Genomic DNA, 20777 nt, shown 5'->3' with positions numbered 1-20777 from the left:
ACACGGACAGGTACTTACGTACAGGAGACTTGGGCCATGCACGAGTCAGCCGGGGAGCGGCCGCCGGAAGGCGCGAGGGGCGAGCCCTCACGTCGGGTCTTTCTGGGCACCGTCCTGCGCGCGCCGTTCACGGCTCGCGCCTGGGCCGAGGCCGCGTACTGCCTGATCGGCTTCCCCCTGGCCGTCGTCGGCACCGTCCTCGTACTCGTGCTGCTCGCCCTCGGCACCGGTCTCACCGCCTCCCTCGTCGGCGCCGTCCTCGGGCTTGCGCTCGTCGTCGCGGCGGTCGGCCTCGCGCGCGGCTGCGCCGCCGTGCATCGCCGGCTCGCCCAGGGGTTGCTGGGCGAGCGGGTGGAGGCGCCTCCGCGGCTGCGACCGAAGGGTAAGGCGTTCGCGCGGCTGGACGCTCGGCTGCGCGATGCGGCGGGGTGGCGCTCGGTGGCGTACGTCCTCGTGAAGCTGCCCGTCGCCGCCTTCGGCCTGTACGCCGTCGGCTGGTGGCTGACCGCCCTGCTCAATCTCTCCGCACCACTGCGCTGGGCGGTCTTCCACCAGCGCCCGGCTGCCGGCGAGGCGGGAATGCCGACGATCACGCCGATCCCCTTCGGTGGTGGCGCCCCGCACAGCACCGGTTTCGCCGGGACCTTCGTGGCGGCGGCGATCGGCGCGGTGACGCTGCTGGCGGCGCCCTGGTTCACGCGTGGCGTCGTCTCCGTGGACCGCTGGCTCATCCGGGCGCTGCTCGGTCCGGGCCAACTCGCCGAACGTGTGCGGAGTCTGGAGGAGAGCCGCGCTCTCGCCGTCGACGACTCCGCGGCCCTGCTGCGGCGCCTGGAGCGCGATCTGCACGACGGGGCGCAGGTCCGCCTGGTCGCGTTGGCGATGAGTCTCGACATGGCGAAGGAGCGGCTGGGCAGGGAGGGGGAACCGGTCGCGGACCCGGCTCGGGTACGGCAACTGGTGGACACCGCGCACCGCAACGCCACCGAGGCCCTCGCCGAGCTGCGTGACCTGGCGCGCGGGATCCATCCCCCGGCCCTGGACGACGGTCTGCCCGACGCACTGTCGACCCTGGCCGCGCGGAGCACTGTGCCGGTGGAGCTCTCGGTGGACGTGCCGCAGCGCCCGACGCCGGCGATCGAGACGATCGCGTACTTCTGCGCGGCGGAGCTGCTCACCAACGTCATCAAGCACAGTGGGGCGCGCCGGGCGGTGCTGCGGGTGGCGCAGGAGGACGGGTTGCTGCGGCTGCGGGTCACGGACGACGGCCGCGGCGGGGCGACGTTCGGCGCCGGGAGCGGGTTGACGGGCCTTCGGCAGCGGGTGCGGACGGTGGACGGGCGCCTTGACGTGTCGAGCCCGAACGGCGGTCCGACCGCGGTGACGGTGGAACTGCCGCTCCACGCATGAGTGACACCGTGACGGAATCCATGGATGACGCTGTGGGTGACGCCATGGATGACGCTGTGAGTGACACCGTGGCGGGGTCGTGCGCAGCACGTCGGCGCCGTCCGTCCCCCGATCGGAGCCGTGAGAACATGCCCCCATGCGCATCGTGATCGCCGAAGATGCCGCCGTGTTGCGGGAGTTGCTTGCCCAGATGCTGGCCGAGCGGGGCCATGAGGTGTGCGCGGCCGTGCCCGACGGTGACGCGCTCCGCGCCGCCGTCGCCGAGCACCGGCCCGACGTCACCGTCGTCGACATCCGGATGCCGCCGACCCACACCGACGAGGGTCTGCGAGCCGCGATCGGCATCCGGCGCGAGCACCCGGGCACGGGTGTGCTGCTGTTCTCCCAGTACATCGAGACGAAGTACGCGACCAGGCTGCTCGCCGCGGGCTCCGCCGGGGTCGGCTACCTGCTCAAGGACCGGGTCGCGAACGTCGCCGAGTTCACCGACGCGCTGTCCCGCGTCGCCGCCGGTGGCACCGCCCTCGACCCCGAGGTCGTCACTCAGTTGGCCGGTGCGAGTCGTCGTGGAGATGACCTGGAGTCGCTGACGTCACGCGAGCGCGAGGTGCTGGCGTTGATGGCCGAGGGCAGGACGAACGCCGCGATCGCGCAGACGCTGGTGGTGTCGGCGGGCACGGTCGAGAAACACGTCGCGGCCATCTTCGGCAAGCTGGGCCTGCCCGCATCGGAGGACGCGAACCGGCGCGTGCTGGCCGTACTGCGCTACCTGGAGTCGTGAGCGACGCCGGTCCACTGGGGTTCGGGCCGGACCCGCAGCCCCCAACTGACGTCGTTTTTGCAGGAGTTCAGCGGTCCTTCGGGTCGAGCAGCCACAGCCCCAGGACCACCAGGAACGACAGGCACAGGAAGGCCGCGCCCCACCAGGCCGTGCCGGTCTCGCCCATCATCCACTCGTTGACGATCACGCTGAGGCCCCAGAGCTGGCCGATGACCACGGTCATCGCCAGGACGAGGCGGGCGGTGAGTTTCGAGGAGCGCTCCGGCTCCTGGTCGGTGCCTGCGCCGGGGCCCGGACCCGTGTGCTGGATCCGGGGGTCGCCGTAGCCGCTGGTCGGGCGGATCTGCGGGTAGCGCTCCCGGACCGGGCGGTTGAGGCGTGGCTGGGCGCTGCCGGGGGTGTAGTCGGGCATCGGGGCGTGGCCTTCGGGCTGTTCGGTGCTCATGTCCGCTGGTTCCTCCCGCCGTTGGCGCCGGTCGCGACGGGGCAGCCCAGCTGGGCCCTCGCCGCGGGCTGCGAGCCGGCGAACTCGCGGCAGACCGCTTCCTGGGGGCTCTCCCCGGAGCGGGCCGTGGCGACCGCCCAGACACTGCCGTCGGCTTTTTCCACGAGCAGCACCTTGGGCAGGCCGCGCGGTGGCGGGCCCGCGGTGACCTCGCCGGTGCGGGCGTCGAAGACACCTTCGTGGCAAGGGCAGTACAACTCGCCCTCGCTGCCGCGGTCCTTGCGCCACAGCACGCCGCAGGCCAGGTGGGTGCAGACGGCGGAGTAGCCGACGAGGCTGCCGTCGGTGAGGCGGACGGCGACGGCGCGGTCGTCCTCACCGGGGTAGCGGAAGGCGATGGACTCGCCGGGGGCGAGCCGGTCCGTGACCTGCTTGGCGTCCGGCGCGCCGTCGGTGTCGCCGTGCCGGTGCAGCACTCCCCCGGCGACGGCGATGCCTCCGACGGCCAGGCCGCCGGAGACGGTGGTGACGATACGGAGGTAGTCCCGGCGCGTGGTGAGGGAGTCGGCGGAGATGCGGTCCTCGAGCGCCGCCCGGGCCGAGTCGTCGTCGGTGCCGTGTTCGGGGACGGGGGGCTGTTCGGTGACGCTCATCGGCTCACGTCCTTCCCGTTGACCTGGACGATCGGCAGCCCGCCGGGCACCGGCCACTGGACCTTGTCGGCGGGAACGACCATCGCCACGCCGGTGTTGACGACGACGTCGCCGAAGGTGAAGGAGTCCGCGACCTGGACGCCGGGCCGTTCGGCCTGGAGATCCTCGAGCGTTCCGTAGAAGAGCGCGCCGGTGGGGCAGACCGTGGCGCACATGGGGGCGAGCCCGTAGGAGGTGCGGTCGTAGCAGAGGTTGCACTTCATCTGCAGTTTGGCCTGGAGGTCGATCTTCGGTACGCCGAAGGGGCAGGCGTTGACGCAGTTGGCGCAGCCGATGCAGCGGGTGGTGTCGGCCTGCTGCACCACGCCGTCGGCGGTCACCAGGATCGCGTCGGCGGGACACACCTCGGCGCACGGGGCGACCGGGTCCTCGCAGTGCATGCACACCGTGGGGAGGGACGCGACGGAGTGGCCTTCGTCGGGGTAGTCGAGGTGGATCATGGATTTGCCGCGGTGCGAGTCGCATTCGCGGCAGGCGGACACGCACGCCTGGCAGCCGATGCAACGGCCCGGGTCGATGAAGATCGTTCTGCCCATCATGGTGTGACCTCAGCTCCTCTCGGCGGTGCCACGGCCCTGCGGGGACGTGGGCGGCAGGGGGTCGGTGCGGGACACCTGGGCTTCGGGGTACGCGACGTGGCCCGGCGCGGTCGGGGGCGCCGGCACCTCGTCGATCTGTTCGGCGGCCTCGACGCGGCAGGCGCAGACCTTGTACTCGGGGATCTTGGACCGGGGGTCGAGGGCGTCGATGGTGAGTGCGTTGGCGGCTGTGGGGACCGGCCAGTGGTAGGGCACGAAGACGGTGTCGGGGCGGATCGCCTCGGTGACCAGGGCGGGGAACACTTCGCTGCCCCGGCGCGTCACGACGCGTACCGGGTCACCGTTCTTGAAGCCGTGCGAGGGGTGCACTTCCACCCATGGGCGCGGGGTCTGTTCGACGAGGGCGCCGAGCCGGCGCGTCTGGTTGCCGGACAGGAAGTGGGCGACGGTGCGGCCGGTGGTGAGCGACATGGGGTGGTCGTCGTCGTACGGGTCCATCGGCGGGTGCCACTCCACGGTCTGGAGGTGGATCTTGCCGTCGGGGTGGTACGACTTGCCGTCCTCGAAGAGGCGGGGGGTGCCGGGGTGGTCGGTGGTGGGGCACGGCCAGGCGATGCCGCCGGTCTCTTCCAGGCGGTCGTAGGTGATGCCGTAGTAGTCGTTGACCGTGCCGGCCGACGCGATGCGCAGTTCCTCGAAGACCTCGCGGCAGCCGGGGAAGTCGAACTTGTCGCCCACGCCGAGGCGTTGGGCCAGCTGGCACATCACCCAGGTGTCGGTGCGTACGCCCTCCGGCGGCTCCTGGGCCTTGTTGTGCTTGACCACCCGGGCCTCGGCGTTGGCCATCACGCCTTCGTCCTCGGCCCAGGTGGTGACGGGGAAGACGACGTGGGCGTTGTCCGCCGTCTCGGAGAGGAAGAAGTCGAACTGGGCGTGGAACTCGAGGCGGTCGTAACCGTCCTTGACCGTCTTGTAGTTGGGGAGGGAGACGAACGGGTTGTTGCAGATGCCGATGAGGCCGCGGATCTCCTGGCGCTGCATCTGCCAGACCATTTCCATCATCGACGTGCCGGCGGTGGGGAGTTCGGATTCCTCGATGCCCCAGATCTCGCAGATCTGCCGTCGGTGGTCGGGGTTCAGGATGGAGCGCCCGCCGGGCAGCAGGTCGGCCTTCTGGCCGTGCTCGCGGCCGCCCTGGCCGTTGCCCTGACCGGTGATGGTGCCGTAGCCGGCGCCGGGCTTGCCGATGTTGCCGGTGGCCACGCAGAGGTTGATGACGGTGAGGCAGTTCTCGACGCCCTGCGAATGGTGCTCGATGCCGCGGGCGTGCCAGGCCATGGCGTTGTTGGCGCCCGCGAAGGCTCTGGCGACCTGGACGACCTGTGCGGCGGGGATCCCGCAGATCTCGGCGGCCCGTTCCGGGGTGTACGTCGCGACGGTGGCCTTGACCTCGTCCCAGCCGGTGGTGTGGGCGGCCACGTACTCCTCGTCGACGAGGTTCTCGCGGATGACGACGTTCAGTACGGCGTTGAAGAACGCGGAGTCTGTGCCGGGCTTGAGGGCGACGTGGATGTCGGCCGTGCGGGCGACGGCCGTCTCGCGCGGGTCGATGACGATGAGGACGGCGCCGCGGTCGCGGGCGCCCCACACGTACTGGGTCATCACCGGGAAGCACTCCCCCACGTTCGACCCGGCGATCAGCAGGCAGTCGGAGAGGAGGATGTCGGAGAACGGGTTGCCGGCCCGGTCGATCCCGAACGACAGCTTGTTGGCTCCGGCCGCGGAGACCATGCACAGGCGGCCGTTGTAGTCGACGTGCTTCGTCTTGAGGGCGACGCGCGCGAACTTGCCGACCAGATACGTCTTTTCGGAGAACAGGCTCGCACCGCCGAGCAGCCCGAACGCGTCATTGCCGTGGGCGGACTGGATGCGGCGGATCTCGGAGACGGTGAAGTCGAGGGCTTCCTCCCAGGTCGCCTCGCGGAAGGGTTCGTCGCGGGAGCGGCGCATGAGGGGGGCGGTCAGCCGGTCCGGGTGGTTGATCTGCTGGTAGGCGTTGATGCCCTTGGGGCAGAGCCGCATGCGGTTGATGTCGTGGTTGCGGGGCTCGACGCCGAACACCTTGCCGCCCCTGTCGACCCGCAGATACATCCCGCACTGGACGCCGCAGAAGCAGCAGTGTGTGGGGACGAGGGTCTCGCCGTTCTGGTCCGCGTGCCACTGGTCGGCGGGGATGCCGCCCGCGTCACGGAAGTTGCGGGTGCCGGGCGGCGCGATGGAGGGGTCAAGCGGGATGTACTGCCGGGTCACTTGAAGCCCTTCTTCACGTCGCTGAGGTATGCGGTACCGCGCAGCACGCGCTTGCAGCGCGGGCAGTACTCGGTCCAGGTGTCGAAGTCGAGCTTGAGGTCGCGCATGGTGCCCTGGAGGTTCTCGACGTACGGGGCGGTGTCGATCAGCTGACCGCAGCGCTTGCAGTGGAAGACCTGTTCGTCCGTGCGGGCCGTGTACTTGAACAGCTGCATGCCGACGGCGGCCGGCCGCTGCACGATGTGGAAGAACTTCCCGAACGGGATGTAGATGAGGGTGAAGACCACCGACACCATGTGCAGGACCGCCAGGAACTCGTAGCCGCCGCCGTGCAGGAAGATCGACGAGAAGGTGAGGAGCAGGCCCGTCACCGAGATGACGATCAGGGCGATCAGCGGGACCAGGTCGTAGGCGAATCGCTGGCCGGTCATGGCGCCGCGGTCCTTCATGCGCCGCCACAGGAAGTAGGAGGCGCCGGGGATCACGAGAACGGCGGCGATGTCCAGGCCGTGGAACATCAGCCAGCCGAGGATGTTCAGCGAGTCGAAGCCGATGATCTTGATGCCCCAGATCCGCATCGCGTAGCCGGGGCCCGCGCCGGACGGGGAGGTGAACGTGAACCACCCCCAGGTCAGGGGGAAGGTGATCAGGGCGGCCAGGATGCAGCCCCAGAAGATCAGCTGGTGGGCTGCCCAGCGGGCGTGCGAGCGGGCGCCGAGGAACTTCTGGAAGCCGAGGTAGGTGGCGATCATCTTCGGCAGCGCGGTGGGCGCCTTGCGGAAGTTGTCGGCCGAGAAGAGGCTGCGCCAGCCCTGCTTGAACAGGCGGCGGGCGCCCGGGGCGGAGATCCACACGGTGTAGCGGTAGGCGACGCCGAAGGCGAGGAACACGGTGGCGACGGCGTACGGCAGGAGCGCCGAGTCGAAGTCCTTGAGCATCCGGCTGCCGAACACGATGGCCAGGATGAGCAGTACGGACACGATGGTGCCGGCGAGTGTGGCCCGCCCCGCGACCGAACGGGGTCCTCGCCCGCCGGCCACGCGGGCGGGCGGTGGCTCGTCCAGGGCGGGGGCGGCGAGGGGTGCGGGTGGCTCAGTCACCCGGCCCACGATAGGGACTTTTATACGTATTATGCCCGTTTTGGGCAGCGCACGAGGGACGTGTCGGTGGCACGCGCACCCCTACGTCCGTTCCGCCCCGATGTTCCGCATGCGGCCGTACGCGTAGACGCAGCCGGCGAGAGCGAGGTCGGACAGCAGCATGAATCCGATGGAGTACGAGTTCTCGGCGCTGTAGACCGCGCCCATGACGAGCGGTGGCACGAAGCCGCCGAGGCCGCCCATCGCGCCGACGATGCCGGTGACGGAGCCGACCCGCGGTTGCGGAGTGACCTGGGAGACGAGCGCGAAGACGCTGCCGCTCGCCGTGCCGAGTCCGGCGGCCATCAGCAGGAAACAGATCGTACCCACGGGGTTCAGCTTCGGGTCGAAGGCCTGGACGATCGCGAAGAGCGCGACGACAGCCAAGGCGCAGGCAGTGACGGTAGCCGGGTGGATCCGGTCGGACAGCCAGCCCCCGATGGGCCGGAAGACGACAGTCACCAGGGCGAACCCGGCCGCCTTGGTGCCCGCGTCGGTGGAGTCGAGTTCGTACCAGGTCTTCAGATACGTGGGCAGGTAGACGCCGAACGCGACGATGCCGCCGAACCCGATCGCGTACAGGAACGACAGCTCCCACGTCACCCTCAGACGCCCCGCCTGCCCGAGCCGGGTGGCGAGGGGGCTGCTGGGGATCGGCCGGTCGGGGCGGTCGGTGATGAGGACCCGGGCGAGCAGCGCGTACACGGCCAGCGCGACGGCCACGACGAGGAACGGGAGGTTCTCACCGTGTTTGGCGATGCGCGGCGTGAAGTAGCCGGACAGGGCCACGCCGCCCATGCCCATGCCGAAGATTCCGAGCGCGAACCCTCGACGGGCGGGCGGGAACCACGAGTTCACGAGCGGGATACCGATGGCGAACGTGGTGCCGCCGATGCCGAGCAGGAAGCCGACACCGAGCATCGCGACGAAGGAGTGCCTGGCGGGGATGACCAGGAGCACAGGGATGATCGTCAGGGCGGAGACCAGCGGGAACATCAGCCTGGCGCCGTAGCGGTCGGTCAGCGCGCCGACCGGTACGCGGCCGAGGGCGCCCACGATGACAGGTACCGCGACGAGGAAGGACTGGTTGAACGAGCTCAGGTTCAGACGTTCCTCGAAGTCGCCGCCGAGCGGGGCGAGGAGGGCCCACGCCCAGAAGGTGAGGGCGAACCCGACGGTGGCCACGGCCAGGTTGCGATAGGCCGCGGCAGGTGGCCGCTCAGCCGTCCGCTCAGCCGTCCGCTCGGGTGCGAGGTGTTCCACATGCCGATGCTAGGAAGGCCTGGGGTGTCCGGCCCGATCTGATGCTCCGATCGATTCGCGCACCTCGCGCCCGCGTCAGCATATGTTGACGCCAGTCGGCCGTCAGCATATGCTGACGGCCATGGAGAGCACACTCGAAATCGCCGAGGGCGCCGCCAGCAGCGACCCGGACACGGGGCTCCGCGCCGTGGCCGCCCTACGAGAACTCGCCGAACGCCTGGAGATCCTCCAGGTGGAGAACGCCCGCAAGCTGGGCTGGTCCTGGCAGGACATCGCGGAGCGGCTCGGCGTCACCAAACAGACCGTGCACCGCAAGTACGGCCGCCTGATGGGGAGTCGATGATGTTCGAACGCTTCAGCCCGGACGCCCGCACCGTGGTGGTCCACACCCAGGAACACGCCCGCCGGCTCGGCCACCACCACATCGGCCCCGAGCATCTCCTGCTCGCCCTCGTCTCCCTGGACCAGCCCGCGAGCGCCGCCCTGCGCGAGCACGGCGTGACGCCGGAGGGCGTGGAGGAGGAGATCGTGCGTCTGGTCGGACTCGGCGCCGGGTCCCACCTGTTCGGCACCCTCAACCGGGACGCTCTGGCGTCCGTGGGGATCGACATCGACGCGGTCCGCGCCAGGATCGAGGAGTCCTTCGGACCGGAAGCCCTCGCGCGCGCCGAGAGCGTCGTCCACAGGGGGCGCCGACCGTCGAGGCGCGGCCCGCGTCGCGCAGTTCCCACGGCCCTCGCCCGCCACTGGCGCCGGCGGCGCGCGGCCCGACGCCCCGTCCTCACGGCGGCGGCCGCCGCCCCCACCGGCCTGTACCGAGCCGCCGACGCTCGCTCCGGGGGGCACATCCGGTTCTCCCCTCGCGCCAAGGAGAGCCTCGCGAACACCGTCCGCGAGGCACAGGCCCGGCACGACCGTCACATCGGCGTCGAGCACCTCGGGCTCAGCCTCGTCACCATGACCGGCGGCCTCGTGCCTTCAGTCCTGTCGGCGCTCGGCGCCTCGGCCCCGGCGTTGCGCACCGCGATCACCGACCGGTACCGGCAGGCGAGCTGACCCCGCCTTCACCCGGGTCATATGGCTACGGCGCCGTCGCCGTGGTCCGGTCGGGGGCGGGCGGGGCCGCCGGGTCGACGGTGAGGACGAGGAACGTCGCGACGAGCGCGCTGGCCCCCGCGAGCCCGGCCGCAAGACGGCGGCGGGCCGTGAGGGTGGGCAGGGGCGTGGGGCCTGCGGGCTTGCGGTGGCGTCCCATGGTGGGTCTCTCCGTTTCGGTCCGGGCCGGGTCAGAACGTGAAGCACTCTGCGTGGATATGGCCCTCGGGCACCCCGGCCCGTACCAGAGCCGTCGTGGCCGCGGCCGTCATGCCGGGCGGCCCGCACACGTACACGTCGTGCTCAGCCAGTTCGGGTACGAGATTGCGCAGAGCCTGCGGTGCGAGCGGGTCGAACGAGGCGTCCGACGGGCCGAGCAGATAGTGCAGGGCCGCCTGCCTGCTGCGGGCGATCGCCTCCAACTCCACGCTCAGGACGAGATGTTCGGCCGTGCTCGCGCGGTAGAGGAGAGTGAGGTCGCCCGGCGCTCCCGGCAACGTCTCGAACAGGGCCCGCAGGGGCGTGATGCCGACGCCGCCCGCGAGGAGCAGCACCTTGCGCCGGGTGCGGCGGTGTGCGGTGAGCGCGCCGAACGGGCCGGTGGCCAGGACGCGCGTGCCCGGCGCGATTCTGCGGACGCGGCGCGTGTGCCGGCCAAGTGCCTTGACCGTGATACGCAGTTCGTCGCCGCGTACCGGCGCCGAGAGGGAGAACGGGAGCGACGTGTGCCAGAGCCCGCCCCGGAGGAATCGCCAGCGGAAGAACTGACCGGGCTCGGCCCGCAGTCCGTCGAGCCCGATGCCCTGCATGACGACGGAGAAGACGCCGGGCCCTTCGCCGCGGACGGCGACCACGCGCAGGCTGTGCCGTAGCGCTTGATGGATGGGCACGACCAGCCGGTACCAGACGAGCAGCACGGCGACGGTCGCGTGCAGGAGGGCCCACAGCCACCGCGTGACGACGGCGCTCGCCACGTCCGGGCCCGCGAGTTGATGCACGAAGCCCAGCGCGGCCCCCAGGTAGGTGAGCAGATGCAGGGCCCGCCACGTCTCGTGGGTGACGCGGCGTCGCACCGCACGGGCGCTGCTCACGCCGGCGGCGACGAGCAGGCCCGTACCGGCGCACGCGGCCGCGAGGGCCGGGTAGCCGAGGAGGTCCACGACGGTGGAGACGAGATCGGTGCCGGCGTGGGTGGCGTACGCGCACACCGCGAGGACCAGATGGGCCGCGCACAGCTCCAGGACATGACGGCCTCCGGTGGCGTGACGGCGGGCGAGACGGTCGGCGCCGACTCCGTGCTCGACCGCGGGGATGCGCGCCATGAGGAAGAGCATCACGAGGACGCCGTAGCCGGCGAGCAGCCCGGTGAGGTGCGCGCCGGTCGCGAAGAGCACGTCGAGGCGCGCCGACGGTTCGGCCTGCACGGCCCACAGGGCGCCGACACCGATGCCGCCCGCGACGATGCCGGCACGCAGCGCGCGGGGCGAGATGCGAACGGACGCGGCGGGGCGGCCGATGCGGGGCCGGCGGGTGGGCCGCGGGGGTATGGGCGGGAGTTCCGCTCCTGGACCCTCGACGTGGCGCAGGTACGCGTTCAGTGCGGGGTACCTGGAGAGTTCGGATGCGCTGGCGGCCTCGGTCGTCACGCAGCCACAGTAGGGGCGGGGACGGGCTAAGAAGGCCAGGTCAGAGCCTTCGCGCTGATCCTTAAGGCGGGCTTGAGGATCGCCTCACGAGTGGTTAAGCCACGGCCCGCCGCCAACCCGGAACGGGCGGCCGCACGACCGCTCCGGAACCGCTGCTCCGCGTTCCCGGCGTCTTCGCCGGGAGGTCACCGCCCCGGACAACAGTGACTCCCGTACCGCACAAAGGACTTCGACTTCTTGTACACAATGTCGGACAGGCCGGGGAACCGACGCCCCTGTGGAGCGAGATACGAACCACCGTCACCCTGGTACAAAGAACACGTCTTCGGCTCCTCCCGACCGTGCCTCACTCATCGGACACGGCTCACGAGACAGATGTGCCGGCCGGACCGGCCCGCGCCGAAGCCCCCGCACCGAGCCTCGACCAGGCATGCCGGGCGCACTGATCGACAGGCGGCTCACAGCAGCCCCCACCCGTGCAGAAAGGCCGACGGTTTGAACCCGCAGACATTTCAGGACGAGGCACCTCCCCACATACCCGCGCCGGGTCAGCGCATTGTGATCATCGAGGACGACGAGGCGCTCGGGCGCTCCGCCGCCGCCCACATCGGCCGCTGGTACGGCACTGTGCACCGCCTGCCGCGACCCGACGACGACACGTTGCGCGAGCACCTCGATCAGTCCGTCGACGCCGTCGCCGTCGTCTCCCGTGACGACATCGTCGCCCTGCGCTATGCCTTGCTGGCCGAACATCTCAAGCCGGGCATCCGGTTGGTCGTGACCCTCTTCGACCGCACGGTCGCCGACGAGGTCTCCCGCACGGTCCCCAACTGCACCGTCCTGAGCATGACCGATGCCATCGTGCCGAGCCTCCTGGCCGAATGCCTCGCACCGAGCTACGCCATGCTCCAGCCCGACGGCGGCGGCGTCATCGCGGTCCGGCGGAAGGACGGAACCACTTCCGTCGAGCACCTCCACGGACGTGCCCTCGTGGCCCATACGCCCGTTCACCCCCGGGCGTCCTTCCGTGCATGGCTGCGCTCCCTCGGGACCTCGGCCAAGGCACTCATCGCGAGCCTGGCCGCTCTGTCGGTGGCCTTCTCGGTGGACATCGCACTCGGCGTCCTCGTCCTGCACGAGCACTGGACCGACTCCGTGTGGAACGCCGCCCGCGCCCTCACCACGATCGGCTCCTCGCCGGCGGCCGAGCACGGACCCGGCTGGTACAAGGTCCTGTCCGCCGTCTCCATGCTCGCCGTCCTGGTACTGGCGGCCATCTTCACCGCGAGCGTCGTCGACCGGTTCACCGGACACCGCATGACGAGCATCCTGGGCGCCCGCTCCATCCCCCGCCGCGGCCACGTCATCGTCGTCGGCCTCGGACAGGTCGGCCTGCGCCTGTCCGCGCGGCTGAAGGACCTCGGCATCAAGGTCGTCGCCGTGGAACGCAACCCCCAGGCGGCATGCCTCCCCCTGGCCCGCTCCCTGAACATCCCCGTCGTCCTCGGCCGGGGCGGCGACCGCTTCCTGCTCGAACGCCTCTCCGTCCTGCGAGCCCGCGGACTCGCCGCGGTCGGCTCGGACAGTCTGGCGAACATGGCCGTCGCGGTCGCGGCCCGGGCCGTCGCCCCCGACCAGCGGATCATCCTGCGCGCCGGAAGCGACGAGGTCACGACGGACTCGCAGTCCCTGTTCCGGATCGGCGCGGTCTGCGACTTCCCGCGCATCGTCGGCGCGTTCGTCGCCGCGTCGGTACTGGGCGCCGAGCCGTCCAGCGTCTTCGTCGCAGAGGACCGCACCTGCGCCCTGTTCCCGGACGGCCAGGTGGTCGACCTCGCCACCTGGGACACACGCCCCGCCGATCCCCGGCATGGCGCGAACGGGAGCGAGACCGGCGGCAGGGCGCCGGACGTCGAGGCATCAGCGGCCACGAGCTGAGGGACCGTCGACTGGCGTTACGTACTCCGGGCCCATGAGGGCCCTCCTGCGCTGTACCCGCCACATCAGGGACATGGCGGGCACAGCCCTCGAACGTATCGGACGTGCCGCCCATGAACAGTCCGCCGACAAGCGCGGGGGCGGCGGCCTCTGTGTGATCGGCCGCCGCCCGCATGGTCAGCGCTTGTGGTGGGGCTGCTGGACTCGGCCGTTGACGGAGGTGACCGTCGGGTCGAGGTTCTTGAACTGGTCGGTGTAGGAGCCCACCGAGATGCCTCTCACCTTCTGGGACTGGGCCAGTTGCTGGAACGAGGCGGTCTTGGACGCCGTGGTGAGGATCCGGATCGCGCTGCGCTGCAGGTCACCCAGTCGCATCGTGTACGCGCCGGCCGCAGGGTAGTTACCGGTCAGGGTGACGGTGTAGGAGGTTACGGGGCTGGTCGAGTCCCCTGCCGTGCTGTGCTGCACGTCCGAGACCGTGACAGCAGCCTTCTGGGTCGCGGTCAGCGCGGAGGAGGCGAGCAGGTCCTGCACGGCCTGGTAGGCGTCGTCGACCGAGGTGAACTTCGGGTGAGCCGTGTAGGTCTGGTTGTTGATCGCGTCGATCGTCGTGGTCCCGGACAGCGGGGTCTTCGACAGGTCCGTCGTGCCGTCGACGGTGGAGGAGACGGTGGTGGTGCCGCCGGCGGCCAGCGTGAGTCCGCCGAGCTGGAAGGTGTAGCTGGTGGACCCGGTGCTCCGGACGGTCTTGGTGTAGGCGGGCAGGCCGTGGACGTCGAGGGTCGGTGCGGCCTTGACCGTGGCGTTGACGATGTCGGAGGCCTTGCCGCCGGGCTCTATGAGGTCGTTGCCGGAATACATGGTGTTGGTGGCGCCGTGCGCTCCGCCCCAGTCGGTCATGACGGTGCCCTTGAAGCCCCATTCGCCGCGTAGCACGTCGGTGAGCAGGTCGTAGTTGCCGGAGGCGTAGGTGCCGTTGACCTTGTTGTACGAACTCATGACGGACATGGGCTGGGCGGCCTTGACGGCGATCTCGAAGCCCTTGAGCTCGATCTCGCGCAGGGCCCGCTCGCCGACCACGGCGTTGCTGGAGTTACGGGCGGTCTCCTGGTTGTTCGCGGCGAAGTGCTTGATGGTCACCCCCACGCCCGGGTTGCTCTGAACGCCCTCGGTGGTGGCCGCGGCCGTGAGTCCGGAGATCAGGGGGTCTTCGGAGTAGTACTCGAAGTTGCGGCCGTTCAGGGGGTCGCGGTGGATGTTCATGCCGGGGGCCAGCCAGAGGGAGACCCCGTATTCGTTCATCTCCTTGCCGACGGCGGTGCCGACCTTGTCGACCAGGTCACGGTCCCAGGTCTGGGCCAGGAGGGTGCCGATGGGCCAGGCGGTGCCGTACTGGTAGGTGGGTGGTGTCGTGGCGATCTGCTGGGTGAGCCGCAGTCCCGCGGGTCCGTCGGACAGGGTCATGCTCGGGATGCCGAGGTCCTCGTGGGCTCCCGTGGTGTATCCGGCGGCTCCGACGGCTGAAGGAGTGGTGCCTCCGACGCTGGAGCCTTCCACGATGTCGGCGAGCTGCTTCACCGTGAGTCCGGCGACGAACTGCTCGATCGAGGTCCTGCCCTTGGCGACGTCGTAGAGGGTGCTGCCGGAGCTGGTCCTGACGTGCTTGACCTTCTCTCCGGTCTTGGGTGCGTAGGGGGCGCCGGTTCCCTCCCAGTCCTTCTCGTCGCGGTCGAGATAGACGGTGGTGGAGGAGATCTTGTCCCCGTCGAGGGCGTAGTAGGGCGAGGTCGAGTCGACGGTGACGTCCTGCTCGCCGTCGGAGGCGGCGCTCGCGGTGTGGAACGAGCGGGGGTCCAGGTTGATGCGCCGGGCGTGGGCGATCTCCTTCTGCTCGTCGGCGTAGGTGTAGAAGTCCGCGGGCTTACTGGTGAGTTCGCTTGCGGGCTTCTGATCGTTCAGCTCGTTGTGGTCCTGTTCGGTCACGACGGGCTTGGCGAGGTTCAGCCTGGCGGCGACGTGGGTGTTGCGGGACGAGTTGCCGACGCGGACGAGGTAGTCACCGGCGTCGAGGACCCATGCGGCCCGGGATTCGCTGTAGGAGGCCAGCGAGGAGGTGTTGAAAGTGACCGTCACGGTCTGCGAGGCACCGGGGGCCAGGTCGTCCGTCTTCGCGTAGCCGGCGAGCTGCTGGTAGGCCTTGTCCGCGCCGGTCTGCGGGGCGGAGACGTAGACCTGCACGGTCTCCTTGCCGCTGTAACGGTGCCCGGTGTTGGTGACCTCGGCGGTGACCGACACCTGCTTGGCGCTCGCGGTCACCTTCTGCGCCCGGATGCTGAAGTCGGTGTAGGAACCGCCGTAACCGAAGGGGTAGTTGACGACGGAAGCGGGGTCGCTCTTGTTGATCGAGCGGTAGAAGGAATCGAAGTAGCGGTATCCGACGTAGATGCCCTCGCCGTACTCCTCGGTCGCGGAGTTGCCGTCGTTGTTGGCGAAGGTCGCGGAGGCCGGATAGTCGGAGTAGCTGGATGCCCAGGTGTCGGTGAGCTTCCCGGAGGGGGCGGTGGTGCCGTTGAGGACGTCGACGAGGGCGTTGCCGCTCTCCTGGCCGGCCTGGCTCATCAGCAGCATCGAGTCCAGGGCCTGCCCGCCGGACGAGTCCTTCTCCGCGGCGTTGATCTGCTGGTAGAAGCTGGTGTCGATGATGCCGCCGGAGTTGATGACCACGACCACGTGCTGGTAGGTGCGGCCCAGCAGTTCGAGGTTGGCCCGTTCGGTGTCGCCGAGGAGGTAGTCGCCCTTGCCGGAGGAACGGTCCGATCCCTCACCGGAGTTGCGGGCGATGACGTAGACGGCGGTGCCGGTCTTGGCGGTCGGCTTCACCGTGTCCGTGGTAAGTGGCTGCTCCACGGAGGCGTAGTCGATCGTGGGGCCGAAGATGCCGCCGGTGGGGGTGCCGTACTTGGTGTCGTAGGCGCTGGTCATGGCGGACCAGTAGGCGTCGCTGGTGGTCACGCTGTAGCCGGCGTTCTCCAGCCCCTGGCGAGCGGTGATCGTGTACCGGTTGTTCACGTTGCCGGAGCCGGTGCCGCCCTTGACGGTCCGGTAGGCGCCGACTCCGTACAGGGCGATGTTGCCCGAAGAGGCGATGGGGAGAGCCTGGCCGTGGTTCTCCAGCAGGACCATGCCCTGCTCAGCCGCCTTCCGGGACAGGGCCGCGTTGGCCTGCTCGAGGGCGGTCGGCTGCGGGTCGGTCGTCGCTGCCTGGGCGGGGATCAGTCCGCCGAACATCAGGGTCGACGCCACGACCGAGGCTGCGGCGGCCACGATCATGGGTCTGTTCCGGGGGTAGCGCGGGGCGAAGGTCATCGACAGCGTCCTCTCTCTGTCCAAGTCCGGCTGAGAGCCGGACGCAAGAGGAGGCTATGGAGCCACTTTTGGCCCGTCAATAACTGAAAACAGCTACGATTCCCGGGTTTTGCGTTAACTCTGCAAAACAAATTCGCCCATCATTGGCTAAATAAAGGGAGGTGCCTATCATCAGCGCATGGACGTGACCTCCGATCGCTCCTCACCACGCAACAGAACCCGCGAAGAGATCTTCCGCGCCCTCCAGGGCGGCAGCATCACGCGCGCGCACCTCGTCGAGACCACGGGCCTGTCTCGCAGCACGGTGAACCATGCCGTCTCGCGGCTCATCACCGAGGGGCGTGTGACGGAGGACGATCCGGCGGTCAAGGGACCGGGCAGCGGCAGCGGCCGCCCCGCCGGCGTGCTGCGCTGCGTGCCCCGCCAGGGCAACGCCACGGCGATCGACTTCGGACACACACACGTCAAGGTCGCCGTCGTCGACGGCTCCGGCCACATGGTCGCCCAGCGACGCGTCGATCTGAATGTCGACCTGTACGCGGCAGAAGCCATGGACGCCGCCGCGGACATGTTGAGGGAACTTCGCCAGGACCACGAAATCGACGCCGGTTCCACCGTGGTTGTAGGGATTCCCGGGCCGCTGGACTCCGCATCCGGTCTGGTGCGCTCACCCACGATTCTCTCCAGCTGGGTCGGACTCGACCCCGGACGGGAACTGATCCGCCGACTCGACCTGCCGGTCCACGTCGAGAACGACGCCGTGCTGGGTGCTTACGGTGAACTGCGGCGCGGCGCGGGCAGGGGTTACACAGACTTCCTGTACGTGAAGGTCTCCCACGGCATCGGGGCGGGCATGGTGCTGAACTGCGAGCCCTACAGGGGTTCGCTCGGCTTCGCCGGGGAGATCGGTCACACACCACTGCCCGGGTACACGGAGCTGTGCCGGTGCGGCAGACGAGGCTGTCTGGAGGCTGTCGTCTCCGTCTCCTCGATCATGGCCCAGGTCGCCCACACTCATCCGAGCCTGCGGTCCGACGCCTCGCTCCAGGGGCAACCCGACGACCCCACGACCCGGCGCATCCTCAACGACGCCGGCCGCATGCTCGGAGGTGTTCTCTCCGTCCTGAGCAATCTTCTCAACCCGGCCGCACTCATCATCGGAGGCGAACTGGGAGCAACCGGTGGCCCGCTTCTGGAAGGTATCGATGCGACGGTGAAGCGCGACGCCCAGCCCGCGATCGCCGCCTCCCTGGACGTCCTGCCGGCCCAGCTCGGGGAGAACGCGGAACTGGTCGGCGCGGCGGTACTGGCCGGTGAACTGGCCCAGAAGTGAGACGAGTTACCGAGATACAGGCGGCATGCACTGTCACACCGACAGACATCGTTCGACACGGACGGACGTTTCACCGGGCACGCTGACGTATCCGCAAGACACCGACACCTCAGACAGGGGCCCGCGGTCGGCGTCCACCGCCACGAACGCGGGCCTGCCCGACCAATCCTGCTCGTCTCACCCCGGCGAAGACGCATGCAGTCACCTGCGCAAGAGGAACGATCATGACCGTGACGCGCGGACCGCGCAGCTCAGCCGCTCTCCTGGAAACTGCCGTCCTGAGTTGCTTTGACACCGCCCCGACCCAGAACCGTGCAGAGGTCGCCCAACGCACCGGCCTGTCGCGGACCGTCGTCACCTCAGTGCTCAACACCCTGGTCGGCCGGGGAACCCTCTCAGTCGTCACCGGCTCACCGGTCAGAACTCCCGGCCGCCCCGCCATCGCCTACCAACTCCGCGCATTCGCCGATCCCGTCGGCTTGATCCGGTTCGAGGAATCCACTTCCGTTCTGACGGTAGTAAGCCCAGAGGGCCCGTACTCGGCTGTCCCGATCGCGGAATCGGCCACTCAGCCCGGCCCCTGGGCCTCCGCAGTCCATGAACTTCTCGACAAGGCCGGCAGCCAATACTCCTCGCCGGTCAGACAGGTGGTCATCGCCGCACCGTTCCCCGTTGCCCAGGACGGCCATCCCGCGATCCCCGCCTCCGCCGTTCGAAACGAGCGTCTTGCCGGGTACTTCCGCACGGTGGAGGACGCTCATACGCGCCTCAGTGCAACGCTCCGTCAGCCGGTCGTCCTGGTCAACGACGCCCAGTTGGCCGGACTGGGCGAGGCCGTCTTCGGTGCCGCCACCGGCGTCCACTCCAGCGTGCACCTGAGTGTGCGTCACGGCTTCGGCTGCGGCATCGTCATCGGCGGCCGTCTCTTCACCGGCCCTGGAGGCACCGCAGGCGAGATCGCGCACGTTCAGATCAGCGCCGACGGGCACGAATGCCTCTGCGGCGGCCGCGGTTGCCTGGCGACCCAGTTGACGAGCAAGCACACGGACCGCGCCCTTGCGACTCTCTACGGACGACCGCTCACCCCGGTCGAGGCGAACGAACTCGTCGCCGCTCGCGACCCCATGGCCTTGGAGTTCTACCAGGACATCGGACACAAGGCCGCCCGCGCACTGGCCGGCCTGGTCACGGTCCTGACGCCTGATGTGATCGTCATTGACGCCGAACTCGGGCCGGCGCACATACCGTTCACGTCCTCACTCGCCGACGGTCTGGCCGAACACTGCCCACCGACTCAGCTCCAGGGCCTGCGTCTCGTACGTGGCAGGCTCGCAGACGCGCAAGCCTACGGCGCTGCAGCCCTGAGGCTGGACGCACCTGGCCAGCTCGGCACGGCGACCCAGAGCCGACTGTGAGCGCCCGCTTCCACCCAGGTGGAGGCCATTCTCGCCTTCGCTTCCTCCATCTCTGGCCCCCGCGCGAACCCGACATCCAGGCACCGACAGATCAACGAGAAAGCGGCGGTGTCACCGTCGGTGGCGGGCTTACCGCTCGGCCCAGGCATGCATGTTGTTCCCCCCTGACAACTCGGCCCCTGAGCATGGGCGCGCAGACGCGATGCCGGAGGCAACTTGGCCGTACGCTTCCCGCGAGACGCACGGCCACAGGGCCCGACCCGGGAACACAAGTGACGGACCGCGCACGCCGCCGCGGCCTCGGCGCCGAGGCCCGCCAGCCCGCAAGCAGCGGCCACTGGCAGACGGACCAAAGTGGTACCAGCCCGAAGACGACGGAGCGGAGAGCACTGATGCACCACATCCACCTGCGTGACCTGGACGTTCCCCGGATCGGTCTCGGGGCGATGGGCATGTCCCAGGCGTACACCGGCGCGGGGACCGACGAGGCGGAGTCCATCCGTACCGTGCACCGGGCCCTGGAGGTCGGCGTCACCTTCATCGACACCGCCGAGATCTACGGCCCGTACACCAATGAAGAACTGCTCGGACGTGCTTTGAAGGGGCGCTGCGACCAAGTGGTGCTGGCGACGAAGTTCGGCCTGGTGTCGCACGAGGGCGACGGGCCGGGAACCCTGGACTCCAGCCCGGCCAACATCCGCACCGCCGTGGAAGGATCGCTCGCCCGCCTCGGCACGGACCACATCGACCTTTACTACCAGCACCGGGTCGACCCGAACGTCCCCATCGAGGAGACGGCGGGCGCCGTGGGCGAGTTGATCGCCGAAGGCAAGGTCCGCGCATTCGGGCTGTCCGAGGCCGGGCCCGACACCATCCGCCGGGCGAATGCCGTCACGCCGGTCAGCGCCGTCCAGTCCGAGTACTCCCTCTTCACCCGTGATCCGGAGGCCCGCGTCCTTCCGGCGCTGCGCGAACTCGGCATCGGCTTCGTCCCGTTCTCGCCCCTGGGACGCGGCTTCCTCACGGGAACGATCCGCTCCACCGAGGGCTTCGACAAGGATGACTTCCGGCGGGACAACCCGCGCTTCACCGGCGAGAACTTCCAGCACAACCTGCGCCTGGCCGACGAGGTCCAAGCCGTCGCCGCCGAGGCCGGCGCCACCCCGGCCCAGGTCGCCATCGCGTGGCTGCTCGCCCAGGGCGACGACATCGCCCCCATCCCCGGTACCAAGCGCGTGAGCCGCCTCGAGGAGAACGCCGCAGCCGACGCCATTCGGCTCACCCCCACCCAGCTGGATCGACTGACGAACCTCCCGCCTGCGGCCGGCGCCACGCACAACGAAGCCCAGCTGAAGATGCTCGAGCGCTGACCCACCCGCGCCCG

The 20777-nt window shown here is 69.7% G+C and carries 17 protein-coding genes; 8 read left to right on the top strand and 9 right to left on the bottom strand.

The features are described from left to right. Positions 1–36: 36 nt before the first annotated feature. The gene (locus OHO83_RS41715; RefSeq protein WP_266666304.1) at positions 37–1410 is read left to right on the top strand and encodes a sensor histidine kinase; all 1374 of its coding nucleotides are present in this window, start codon (positions 37–39) and stop codon (positions 1408–1410) included. Positions 1411–1546: 136 nt separating this feature from the next. After that, positions 1547–2191 (top strand): response regulator, encoded by a 645-nt coding sequence (locus OHO83_RS41710; RefSeq protein ID WP_266666306.1) that lies wholly within the window; start codon positions 1547–1549, stop codon positions 2189–2191. Positions 2192–2258: 67 nt separating this feature from the next. Here OHO83_RS41710 and OHO83_RS41705 read toward each other — a convergent pair whose 3' ends face one another. The 6 genes from OHO83_RS41705 to OHO83_RS41680 all read right to left on the bottom strand — a co-directional run bounded on the left by OHO83_RS41705 (position 2259) and on the right by OHO83_RS41680 (position 8600). Continuing rightward, complete coding sequence (locus OHO83_RS41705) at positions 2259–2636, bottom strand: hypothetical protein (RefSeq protein WP_266666308.1); 378 nt, start codon at positions 2634–2636, stop codon at positions 2259–2261. After that, positions 2633–3289, bottom strand: a complete 657-nt coding sequence (locus tag OHO83_RS41700; RefSeq protein ID WP_266666310.1) for a QcrA and Rieske domain-containing protein — start codon at positions 3287–3289, stop codon at positions 2633–2635. The genes OHO83_RS41705 and OHO83_RS41700 overlap by 4 nt, the downstream gene beginning before the upstream one ends. Then, positions 3286–3888 carry a 4Fe-4S dicluster domain-containing protein gene (locus OHO83_RS41695; RefSeq protein ID WP_266666312.1) on the bottom strand — a complete coding sequence of 201 codons (603 nt, stop codon included), beginning with the start codon at positions 3886–3888 and terminating at the stop codon, positions 3286–3288. The genes OHO83_RS41700 and OHO83_RS41695 overlap by 4 nt, the downstream gene beginning before the upstream one ends. A gap of 9 nt (positions 3889–3897) precedes the next feature. Then, entirely contained in the window at positions 3898–6198 is a 2301-nt protein-coding gene (locus OHO83_RS41690) for a molybdopterin oxidoreductase family protein (RefSeq protein WP_266666314.1), read from the bottom strand. Further along, entirely contained in the window at positions 6195–7298 is a 1104-nt protein-coding gene (locus OHO83_RS41685; protein WP_266666316.1) for an MFS transporter, read from the bottom strand. The genes OHO83_RS41690 and OHO83_RS41685 overlap by 4 nt, the downstream gene beginning before the upstream one ends. Positions 7299–7379: 81 nt before the next feature. Next, a complete protein-coding gene (locus OHO83_RS41680) occupies positions 7380–8600 on the bottom strand; it encodes an MFS transporter (RefSeq protein ID WP_266666318.1) in 1221 nt (406 codons plus the stop codon). Between the two features lie 121 nt (positions 8601–8721). Between OHO83_RS41680 and OHO83_RS41675 the strand changes: the two genes are divergently transcribed. Together OHO83_RS41675 and OHO83_RS41670 are read left to right on the top strand one after the other, a co-directional pair. Further along, positions 8722–8943: an AsnC family protein gene (locus OHO83_RS41675; RefSeq protein ID WP_266666320.1), complete on the top strand. Its 222-nt coding sequence runs from the start codon at positions 8722–8724 to the stop codon at positions 8941–8943. After that, positions 8940–9656: a Clp protease N-terminal domain-containing protein gene (locus OHO83_RS41670; protein WP_266666322.1), complete on the top strand. Its 717-nt coding sequence runs from the start codon at positions 8940–8942 to the stop codon at positions 9654–9656. Before OHO83_RS41675 ends, OHO83_RS41670 begins: the two co-directional genes overlap by 4 nt. A 25-nt stretch (positions 9657–9681) precedes the next feature. On the opposite strand, the gene OHO83_RS41665 is transcribed toward OHO83_RS41670, so the two are convergent. Together OHO83_RS41665 and OHO83_RS41660 are read right to left on the bottom strand one after the other, a co-directional pair. Next, a complete protein-coding gene (locus OHO83_RS41665; RefSeq protein WP_266666324.1) occupies positions 9682–9855 on the bottom strand; it encodes a hypothetical protein in 174 nt (57 codons plus the stop codon). A 31-nt stretch (positions 9856–9886) separates the two neighbouring features. Next, a complete protein-coding gene (locus OHO83_RS41660) occupies positions 9887–11341 on the bottom strand; it encodes a ferredoxin reductase family protein (RefSeq protein ID WP_266666326.1) in 1455 nt (484 codons plus the stop codon). Between the two features lie 558 nt (positions 11342–11899). On the opposite strand from OHO83_RS41660, the gene OHO83_RS41655 reads away from it, so the two are divergent. After that, positions 11900–13279 (top strand): NAD-binding protein, encoded by a 1380-nt coding sequence (locus OHO83_RS41655; protein ID WP_266666328.1) that lies wholly within the window; start codon positions 11900–11902, stop codon positions 13277–13279. Between the two features lie 177 nt (positions 13280–13456). Here OHO83_RS41655 and OHO83_RS41650 read toward each other — a convergent pair whose 3' ends face one another. Next, positions 13457–16645, bottom strand: a complete 3189-nt coding sequence (locus tag OHO83_RS41650) for a beta-glucosidase (RefSeq protein WP_266666330.1) — start codon at positions 16643–16645, stop codon at positions 13457–13459. 178 nt (positions 16646–16823) lie between these two features. Between OHO83_RS41650 and OHO83_RS41645 the strand changes: the two genes are divergently transcribed. From OHO83_RS41645 to OHO83_RS41635, 3 genes are all read left to right on the top strand, one after another. Then, a complete protein-coding gene (locus OHO83_RS41645; protein WP_266666333.1) occupies positions 16824–17978 on the top strand; it encodes an ROK family transcriptional regulator in 1155 nt (384 codons plus the stop codon). Between the two features lie 224 nt (positions 17979–18202). Next, positions 18203–19393 (top strand): ROK family protein, encoded by a 1191-nt coding sequence (locus tag OHO83_RS41640; protein WP_266666335.1) that lies wholly within the window; start codon positions 18203–18205, stop codon positions 19391–19393. A gap of 392 nt (positions 19394–19785) precedes the next feature. Beyond that, positions 19786–20763, top strand: a complete 978-nt coding sequence (locus OHO83_RS41635; protein WP_266676070.1) for an aldo/keto reductase — start codon at positions 19786–19788, stop codon at positions 20761–20763. Positions 20764–20777 lie beyond the last annotated feature (14 nt).

The sequence above is a fragment of the Streptomyces sp. NBC_00569 genome, from assembly GCF_036345255.1.
Lineage (GTDB): Bacteria > Actinomycetota > Actinomycetes > Streptomycetales > Streptomycetaceae > Streptomyces.
This window is presented reverse-complemented; position numbering and strand designations above follow the sequence as displayed.

What these genes read in the sequence shown, in the direction of transcription:
- OHO83_RS41635 (WP_266676070.1), top strand. Translation starts at nt 19,786, where the DNA reads ATGCACCACATCCACCTGCGTGACCTGGACGTTCCCCGGATCGGTCTC.
- OHO83_RS41700 (WP_266666310.1), bottom strand. Translation starts at nt 3,289, where the DNA reads ATGAGCGTCACCGAACAGCCCCCCGTCCCCGAACACGGCACCGACGAC.
- OHO83_RS41705 (WP_266666308.1), bottom strand. Translation starts at nt 2,636, where the DNA reads ATGAGCACCGAACAGCCCGAAGGCCACGCCCCGATGCCCGACTACACC.
- OHO83_RS41695 (WP_266666312.1), bottom strand. Translation starts at nt 3,888, where the DNA reads ATGATGGGCAGAACGATCTTCATCGACCCGGGCCGTTGCATCGGCTGC.
- OHO83_RS41670 (WP_266666322.1), top strand. Translation starts at nt 8,940, where the DNA reads ATGATGTTCGAACGCTTCAGCCCGGACGCCCGCACCGTGGTGGTCCAC.
- OHO83_RS41675 (WP_266666320.1), top strand. Translation starts at nt 8,722, where the DNA reads ATGGAGAGCACACTCGAAATCGCCGAGGGCGCCGCCAGCAGCGACCCG.
- OHO83_RS41640 (WP_266666335.1), top strand. Translation starts at nt 18,203, where the DNA reads ATGACCGTGACGCGCGGACCGCGCAGCTCAGCCGCTCTCCTGGAAACT.
- OHO83_RS41715 (WP_266666304.1), top strand. Translation starts at nt 37, where the DNA reads ATGCACGAGTCAGCCGGGGAGCGGCCGCCGGAAGGCGCGAGGGGCGAG.
- OHO83_RS41665 (WP_266666324.1), bottom strand. Translation starts at nt 9,855, where the DNA reads ATGGGACGCCACCGCAAGCCCGCAGGCCCCACGCCCCTGCCCACCCTC.
- OHO83_RS41650 (WP_266666330.1), bottom strand. Translation starts at nt 16,645, where the DNA reads ATGACCTTCGCCCCGCGCTACCCCCGGAACAGACCCATGATCGTGGCC.
- OHO83_RS41645 (WP_266666333.1), top strand. Translation starts at nt 16,824, where the DNA reads ATGGACGTGACCTCCGATCGCTCCTCACCACGCAACAGAACCCGCGAA.
- OHO83_RS41710 (WP_266666306.1), top strand. Translation starts at nt 1,547, where the DNA reads ATGCGCATCGTGATCGCCGAAGATGCCGCCGTGTTGCGGGAGTTGCTT.